Source organism: Tardiphaga sp., from assembly GCF_041424195.1.
GTDB lineage: Bacteria > Pseudomonadota > Alphaproteobacteria > Rhizobiales > Xanthobacteraceae > Tardiphaga.
Window position 1 is genome coordinate 54,625 of the sequence record NZ_JBGMOE010000143.1, and the last position, 8,480, is coordinate 63,104.

The 8,480-nt window shown below is 57.4% G+C and carries 7 protein-coding genes; 4 read left to right on the forward strand and 3 right to left on the reverse strand.

What is annotated here, in order from left to right:
- Positions 1-55: 55 nt before the first annotated feature.
- Entirely contained in the window at positions 56-853 is a 798-nt protein-coding gene (locus ACEK02_RS19115) for an enoyl-CoA hydratase/isomerase family protein (RefSeq protein WP_371423150.1), read from the forward strand.
- 48 nt (positions 854-901) lie between these two features.
- Here ACEK02_RS19115 and ACEK02_RS19120 read toward each other — a convergent pair whose 3' ends face one another.
- The 3 genes from ACEK02_RS19120 to ACEK02_RS19130 form a co-directional block, all read right to left on the reverse strand.
- Positions 902-1,306 carry a hypothetical protein gene (locus tag ACEK02_RS19120; protein WP_371423151.1) on the reverse strand — a complete coding sequence of 135 codons (405 nt, stop codon included), beginning with the start codon at positions 1,304-1,306 and terminating at the stop codon, positions 902-904.
- A gap of 322 nt (positions 1,307-1,628) precedes the next feature.
- Positions 1,629-2,792, reverse strand: a complete 1,164-nt coding sequence (locus tag ACEK02_RS19125) for a glycosyltransferase (RefSeq protein WP_371423152.1) — start codon at positions 2,790-2,792, stop codon at positions 1,629-1,631.
- A 431-nt stretch (positions 2,793-3,223) separates the two neighbouring features.
- Positions 3,224-4,591 carry a class I SAM-dependent methyltransferase gene (locus ACEK02_RS19130; RefSeq protein ID WP_371423153.1) on the reverse strand — a complete coding sequence of 456 codons (1,368 nt, stop codon included), beginning with the start codon at positions 4,589-4,591 and terminating at the stop codon, positions 3,224-3,226.
- Positions 4,592-5,361: 770 nt separating this feature from the next.
- Between ACEK02_RS19130 and ACEK02_RS19135 the strand changes: the two genes are divergently transcribed.
- The 3 genes from ACEK02_RS19135 to ACEK02_RS19145 form a co-directional block, all read left to right on the forward strand.
- Positions 5,362-6,369, forward strand: coding sequence for a Bug family tripartite tricarboxylate transporter substrate binding protein (locus ACEK02_RS19135; protein ID WP_371423154.1), 1,008 nt, complete (start codon positions 5,362-5,364; stop codon positions 6,367-6,369).
- A 201-nt stretch (positions 6,370-6,570) separates the two neighbouring features.
- Positions 6,571-7,113: a tripartite tricarboxylate transporter TctB family protein gene (locus ACEK02_RS19140; RefSeq protein WP_371423155.1), complete on the forward strand. Its 543-nt coding sequence runs from the start codon at positions 6,571-6,573 to the stop codon at positions 7,111-7,113.
- A 10-nt stretch (positions 7,114-7,123) separates the two neighbouring features.
- A partial coding sequence (locus ACEK02_RS19145; RefSeq protein WP_371423156.1) for a tripartite tricarboxylate transporter permease occupies positions 7,124-8,480 on the forward strand: 1,357 nt, incomplete at its 3' end.

Consider the following 8,480-nt stretch of genomic DNA (forward strand, 5'->3'; position numbering starts at 1 on the left):
CGCTCCAGCCTTTTCAACATGTTGCAGCGGAATGCTGCACCAGAGGACGAATCACATGAACGCGCCAACGCCCGCTACCGAAGACCTGCTCTACTCCGTCGAGAACGGGATCGCGAAGATCACGTTCAATCGCCCGCAGGCGCGCAATGCGATGCTGTTCTCGATGTATGAGCGGATGGCCGAGATCTGCCAGGCTGCCAATGAGGACCGCTCGATCAAGGCGATCATCCTGACCGGCGCCGGCGACAAGGCCTTCGCTTCCGGCACCGACATCTCGCAGTTCCGTGAATTCAAGACGGCGCAGGACGCGCTCGATTACGAAGCGCGGATCGACCGTGTGCTCACCGCGCTGGAGACCTGCCGGGTACCGACCATCGCCGCGATCGCAGGCGCCTGCACCGGCGGCGGCGCCGGCATCGCCGCCTGCTGCGATCTGCGCATCGGCACCGCCGCAACGCGCATGGGCTTCCCCATTGCGCGCACCCTCGGCAACTGCCTGTCGATGTCCAATATCAGCCGCGTGATGGCGTTGGTCGGCCCGGCGCGCACCAAGGACATGATCTTCACGGCGCGTCTGATCGAGGCCGATGAGGCGCTGGCGCTCGGCCTGATCAACGAGATCGTGCCCGATGTGGAGGCGCTGCAAAAGCGCGCGTTGGAACTCGCGCAACTGGTGGCCAGCCACGCGCCGATCACCCTCGAAGTGACCAAGGAAGCCGTGCGCCGGCTGCGTCCGACCCTGACCCGCGAGGAGGGCAAGGATCTCGTGCTCAAGGCCTATATGAGCGAGGACTTCCGCGAGGGCATGGATGCCTTCCTGAACAAGCGCAAGCCGAACTGGCAGGGGAAATGAGCCGCGAAATGTCGGCGCGGCACGACTTTGCTCAGTACGGCGAGTCAGCTAGGTCGCCTCGACCGTGATTGATCTCACCACAAATTCAGACGGCGAGTCCCCGGAGGCGAGATTGCGAATAACCAAGTTAGCGAGCTTCGCTATGTCACCTGCCTGAATAGTAAACGGAGCCGGTTGCGCACCAGGTTCGCAGGCAGTCTCAGCTAGGAATGACGAGCCGTCACCTTGGATGGCGCCGAAGCCAACAATTCCCGAGAGTACGTCGGCATCGAAGGTCACTATGAGATCGGAGCGACAAGCTTTGATCGGCTGGGGAATTCTATAAACTAGACTATATGAGCCTTGGACCCCGCTTGATGTGCAAATGTTCTTGTCGGACTCGCGAACAATTCGGTTTACATGCTGATGCACGCCGAGCCAAAGTGGGATCTTCCAAAATTGTTCTTTTGTCATTGCCATCTCGAAGCCAACGCAACCATGATCCACGTTTGATAGGTTGATTTAGGTCTGCGTTCAACGGCAATTTCCGACGCCGATGGTTCTCTCTACTACCTTGGCCTCTAGTGAGACGGATGCAATCTCTCGCCCCGGGCAAGCGCAGACAAACTTTCGGTAACGCTATCGTGCGGTATTCCACAAGGTTGGAACGCTAATCCTCTATTGATCACGTTCACGCCTTCTCATTCAAATCTGATGGCGGAACGGGCGGTGGGCAAGCGCCCCGAGCGTCATGCTGACAGCGATCGCCGAGTATGTAGTCGCTGTGTTTCCTTAACTAAGCGGAAAATCGCAATTCTTTGGAACGGCAGATGGCTTGAGCGAGAGCTGAAACGTCGGGGGCGGACCAAACCGCGCCCGTGAGGTCTGCGTAGTGACCTTGGGGGTCTTTCAAGGGGATGAGTGTAAACGGAACTTCGACGAGGCCCGGCAAATCGCGAACTTCTGCTGCGAGGTTCCAACCGCCGGTAATGACTGGCAGGCCGCACTGAGATGCCTCTACGAGATTAAGGCCATAGCCCTCCGAGCGAGACGATGAGACGTATACATCAATGAGCGAATAGAAATCAGCTATGCTTATTCTGTTCGATGAATCGAATATCCGGACTCGCGGATCTCCGCCGATTACTGATTCGAGCATCTTTCGTTCGAATGGTCGGTGGCTAAGATCATTGCAACGCAGAAGTAGCTGCTCGGCACCTTGCACAGGAAACGCGGCGAAAAAAGCCCTCACCGCGTCCTCCGGATTTTTCCTATAGTAGTTGGAATCTACCGAGAATGAATAACCAACAACAAACGAGCTATTTGAGATGCCGCGGTCGGCACGGATTGCTGCTCGATGTTGCTGATCGACGACCGGGAAAGGTTCGGATGCGATCGAGTATGGAACAACTTTGATTGGCCCCGAGAATTTACGAAGATTTTTCGCGAAGCACTTCTGGAGAATATCGGTAGGTGCCCAAATCTCGTCGTAAGTGCGTGTGGCTTTTATCCAAAACGTGGGTAGTGTTTCGATCTCCCAAATCCAGTGACCGATGATAGTGCGTTCGACCAACCATGACCTATCAAATGTAGCAATTGCTGCTTGATCTGGATTGGCGACGAACACCACATCCGAAATATCCAGATGATAACAGTCTGCAGGGGAAAGGTATGAGGTGGAATTGGGGCTGGGTGTAAGACCCAAAGACGAGGTCAAGTCTATACGGGATACGATTGATCCTTGGTCTTCAAGTGTCTTTGCTACCAGCTCCGCGGCCCGCGCGAGTCCGCTGCCCGCGCTAAACACACCTGCTACAGCAACATGTGTCCCCTCGAACACCCGGGATGCCCGATATTTCGAAAGATCGAAGTGGCTGTCCTTCAGTCGATAGATTTGGCGAGCGCGACTGATTTTTCTTCGCAACGCAGGCGGCAGTAAGCGTAAGGCTATCTGGAACATATTACCCCTAGTTCGCCGACAGATTATATTCGCAATCTCAGCGCGTAAACTCCCAAGGTCTGAGAATTCGCCATCATAATAGCCGCCTCTGTGGCGGACGGTCATTGGACCATTTTGCTAATCACCTGCAGTTCACGCCCAAAGCCTTGACCTCGAGCCGGATGACGGTCTGGATTTCTCTGATTGATTCTTTGAAGGTGCCCAACGATCGCATTGGCGTCATTTATAGCCCAGATATGGGCCACCAAGTTCCAAACACGCTTTGGGCAACGAGTTGTTGAATTGGCATGGAAACCGCGCATTCGCCTATATGAATTTCGATGTGGACCGGAAAGACCTCGAAGCAAATTGTTGCAGTGAGTTCGAAAAGCGGGATGCACTCCCGGTGCGCGGCCTATGTATGTTGATCGACGAGGGCGTGACTCGTTATCTCACTTCTGGCGTATGCCGCCGCACAGGATGGTGTCGGCCAGTGATGGGTCTACACTCATCTCCAGCAACGCGGTGAGATGTTCTGGGTAAATAGCATCAAACTGCAGAATGTTATAATCGAACCGTCTGAGCCGTGTGGATCCTATGCCGACTTGCTCTAGCATCCAGATCAGCTCATCCCCAGTATACTCGCGATGGTGTCCTTCGAAGGGAATTTGCGAGTTAAATTGGAGGTCGATGTCTTGGTGTACTGACAAGCCGCTGGAAAGTCGCTTTCTGTTCCAGTAGCGAGCGACGTTTGGGGTATCAATCAGCAATGCCCCGCCGGGTCGCACATGTGAAACTAGCATTTCAAGTAATGGACGAGGTGTATGCGGGACATGCTCGATGACCGCCATACATAAAACGGCGTCATATGCTCCAAGATCTCCAATTGTCTCGGATTCATTCTCTCTTGTCGTCTCGATAACATTGACGCCGACGGAGCGCATGTGAGCAGTGTGTCCAGCCATTGCGTCGTCGTACGAGCCATAGCGGTCTACCGCGGTGACCTCGTAACCGAGGCGATTAAGTGGCGTTGCAAAGGTGCCAAACAATGATCCGATTTCGAGAACTCGCCCGCCTCTAATTCCTAGGTCACGCAACATTTGAATGGCATGGTAAACTCGGATGGTGCTTTGTCGGAAGTAGTTCGCGTAATAGGCGGCGTCGCCGTAACCGTCAGCCACGCGCATCTTTGCTGGCTCATATGTAGACAGTAGGTCGGTTTGCCGCTTCAGCTCTTCCGTAATCGTCGAGCCAATCTCGTCAATCCCGATTATAGCGTCCAGCGATGGCGTTAGGATTGACGTCGCGTTGCATCTAAGGCTGCCGATCTCGTTTGGCTCGATAGAAAGCGTTTTAGCGATGGCATCGGTTGTGGCTGTCCCAGGCTCCCTTAAAAGATTGGGCAGAAAATCATAGATGTGCGCGCTGATATCAATTGCTTTTTGCGGCCAACATTCGCAGCTAGTCACTTCAATGGAAGATTGCCCCTGACTTGCGCTCCTTAAACACACGGCGTCTGCGGCAGGGTCCGACGAGATCACTCGTAACTTCTGTGGGCTGGGCGACGGATGAACGATCTCTTCCCTGCTAAGAAGGCTTCCGTTTTTCTTAGCAGTGAGAAATATCCCTGCGCATCCGGACCTGACAATTACATTGATGTCCACTGCAATTAGGCATCCGGCTGTTCGGTCGGCGGGCAGGTCGATGTGAGCTGCATACGACCAATTCTCGGGAGGCGTCGTTATCTCTACAACCCCGCCGGGAGATCGGATCACCCTTGCTGAATTGCATGATGTGGCGGTGGTCAAGTCGACTTTCATGTCGTCTCCGAAGATCCAGAGCTGGTGAGCTGGCGGCCGGCAAGCTACCGACACGACCGGAAATGTAAAGACAACAGATCGTATCCCATCAGATCCGCGATCCCTTTCCCATAGCATGTGCATTCAATGACCATCGCAGCCCTTGTGGCGGGCGGTCCTTTGATCATGGCTTGAAATCATCCAGTATAATTAGAGGATAAATTTCCTGCCAGCGCCAAAGCGCGCCCCCGCTACGCGGTCGAGCTGAGCAATCACGGCTGCAGAATCACCGCAGAAATGCGCGCTTGCTGAATGAAACAGATCAGCGAGACATCAAATACCACCTTGTGGGTGAGGTAAGTTTCTCGGCAGTGTGAAATTATCTAGCGCCTGCGTTCGATCCCATTGCGCAGTGAAATCTTCATTCAAGCTTCCAATCGAAGATTAAGGCAGGCTGTTGCGCAACGGACTTTGCCGCGCCGGTCTCGGAAGGAAAAGTTGCAGCTTCCCATTTATGTTGATTAGGCGCAGCATGTGCTACGATTTCGCTCCGAACCTGCGATTCTTGGACATCGCCAGACGGACAAGGTCCTGAGAAGTCACTGCGCCGGAGCAAGGTCGGAGAGGTCTGTAAATAGCCCGTTAGAGAGCTAGTATGCACCGCCCTCACCAAAGTCAGCCTAGGACAGCGCCCGGCGCGCTTGAAGTCTCACGAAAATCCCCGCACAATAGAATAGAACCAACAAAAACGGCGGCGTCCAACGTCCGCTTGCGTCTACAGGGAAGAAACAATGTCCAAGTCGATCAGGGCCACAGCTGCGCTTGCAGCCGTGCTCGCCAGCGCGCCCATCCTCTCATCGGCCACGTCGCCGGCCATGGCCTGGGAGCCCACGAAGCCTGTCGAAATCGTGGTTGCAGCGGGCGCCGGTGGGGCTTCCGACCAGATGGCGCGGATGATGCAAGCCGCAATCCAGAAGAACAATCTGATGAAGGCGCCGGTGGTGGTGTCGCTGAAGGGCGGGGCATCCGGCGCCGAAGCGCTGATCTACATGAAGTCCAGCGACGGCGATGCCAACAAGGTGCTGATCGCCTATTCGCTGATCTATATGCTGCCGCTGTCGGCCAAGATCCCGTTCAACTGGCGCGACCTCACGCCGGTCTCCGTCGTTGCGATGGACCAGTTCGTGCTGTGGGACAATGCGTCAGGCCCCAAGACCGTGAAGGAATTCATCGCAGCGGCCAAGGCGGCATCCTCGCCGTTCAAGATGGGCGGCACCGGCTCCAAGCGTGAAGACCACGTGCTGACCGTATTCATGGAAAAGCAGACCGGCGCGAAGTTCTCCTATCTGCCCTACAAGTCGGGCGGCGAGGCGGCGACACAGCTGGTCGGCAATCACACCGAAGCCAACGTCAATAATCCCTCCGAGAATCTCGAAGTCTGGCGCGCCGGCCAGGTCCGCGCGCTCTGCGTGTTCGACAAGGAGCGCATCTCCTACAAGACCAAGGTCACCGAGACGCAGTCGTGGAACGACATCCCGACCTGCAAGGAAGAGGGTCTTGACGTGCAGTATCTGATGCTGCGCGCCATGTTCCTGCCCGGCAAGGTAACGCCCGAGCAGCAGGCCTTCTATGTCGACCTGTTCGAGAAGGTGACCAAGACGGCCGAATACAAGGACTATATGGAGAAGCAGGCGCTGAAGCCGATCTTCCTCAAGGGGCAGGAGATGCAGAAGTTCCTCGAAGAGGACGATGCGCTTAACAAGTCCCTGATGACCGAAGCGGGATTTGTGGCGAAGTAATATTGGCTGCGCCGCCGCTTCTTCTCCCTCGCCCCGCTCTTGCGGGGAGAGGGGCGGGGTGAGGGGTTCTTCGATCCGAGAACTCTGCATTCGCGCTACTCTCGTGCCTTGCCCTCACCCGAAGCCATCGCTTCGCTCTGGCTTCGACCTCTCCCCGCAAAAGAGCGGGGAGAGGTTAGCAAACATTCTTTGCGAGACCCCATGTCCAATACCGAGCTTGAAATCATCGTCGAAGACCCGACCGCGCCGGAGGATGATTCCCCGTCGGTGGTCAGCACGCGCACCATCGAGATCATCGTCTCGCTGGTGCTGCTGGCACTTGCCATCGCACTCGGCTTCGACAACTGGCGCACCGGCATCGCCTGGGATTCCACCGGGCCTCAGCCAGGCTACTTCCCGTTCTATCTGTCGGTCATTCTCGGCGGCGCCAGCCTGTATGGCCTGATCACGACGCTGCTCGCGCGCAGCAAGAGCGATGACACCTTCGTCACCCGCGCGCAATTGCGGCGCGTGGCGCTCGTCTTCGTGCCGACGGCGTTGTTCTGCCTGGCCACACAGTTCCTCGGCATCTATGTCGCGAGCTTCGTGCTGATCGCCGGCTTCATGCGCATGGTCGGCAAGATCGCGCTGTGGAAGTCGCTGCTCACCGCCTTCGTGTTCACCGCGATCATGTTCGTCACCTTCGATGTCGCCTTCGACGTCATCATGCCGAAGGGGCCGATTGAATCGGCTCTCGGTCGCTAGGACTACTGATATGGAAGCCTTCGGACTGTTGATGCACGGATTTGCCGTGCTGATGACCTGGAAGATCATCTCGCTGATGATCGTCGGCCTCGTGCTTGGCATCTTTGTTGGCGTGCTGCCGGGCCTCGGTGGCCCCAACGGCGTCGCCATCCTGTTGCCGCTGACTTTCACCATGGACCCGACATCGGCCATCGTGATGCTGTCCTGCATCTATTGGGGCGCGCTGTTCGGCGGCGCCATCACGTCGATCCTGTTCAACATCCCCGGGGAGGCGTGGTCGGTGGCCACCACCTTCGACGGCTATCCGATGGCGCAGCAGGGCAAGGCTGCGGAAGCGCTGACGGCGGCATTCACCTCGTCCTTCATCGGCTCGCTCGTGGCCGTGCTGCTCATCACGTTCCTCGCGCCGATGATCTCGTCATTCGCGCTGAAATTCGGGCCGCCGGAATTCTTCGCAGTCTATCTGCTGACCTTCTGCTCCTTTGTCGGCCTCGGCCGCGAGGCCAAGCACAAGACGGTCATCTCCATGGCGCTGGGCCTGCTGATCGCCGGCATTGGCATGGACACAGTGTCCGGCACGCTCCGCATGACCTTCGGCTCGACGGATCTGCTGCGCGGCATCAACTTCCTCGTCGCCGTGATCGGCCTGTTCGGGATCAGCGAAATCCTGCTGACGATGGAAGAGCGCCTCGCGCTGCGCGGCCACGCCGCCAAGATCAGCCTGCGCACTGTGCTCAGGGTCTGGATGGACCTGCCGGAATACTGGGCGACGCTGCTGCGCTCCTCGGTGATCGGCTGCTGGCTCGGGATCACACCGGGCGGCGCCATCGCCGCATCCTTTATGGGCTACAATCTCGCCAAGCGCTTCTCCAAGGATCCCGAGAGCTTCGGCAAGGGCCGCATCGAAGGCGTATTCGCGCCGGAAACCGCGGCACACGCGTCGGGCACCGCGGCGTTGCTGCCGATGCTCGCGCTGGGCATTCCCGGCTCCGGCACTGCGGCAATCCTGCTGGGCGGGTTGATGGTATGGGGCCTCAATCCCGGGCCGCTGTTGTTCGTGGAGCACAAGGATTTCGTCTGGGGCCTGATCGCCTCGATGTATCTCGGCAATGTGGTCGGTCTCGTCATCGTCCTGACGACGGTTCCGATCTTCGCCTCGATCCTGCGCGTGCCCTTCGCGGCAGTGGCGCCGATGATCGTAGTGTCCTGTGCCATCGGCGCCTATGCGATCCAGAATGCCATGTTCGACATCTGGCTGATGCTGGGCTTCGGCGTCGTCGGCTATGTGTTCAAGAAGATCGGTATTCCGCTCGCGCCGTTCACGCTGGCGCTGGTGCTCGGCAGCCGCGCCGAGGATGCGTTCCGCC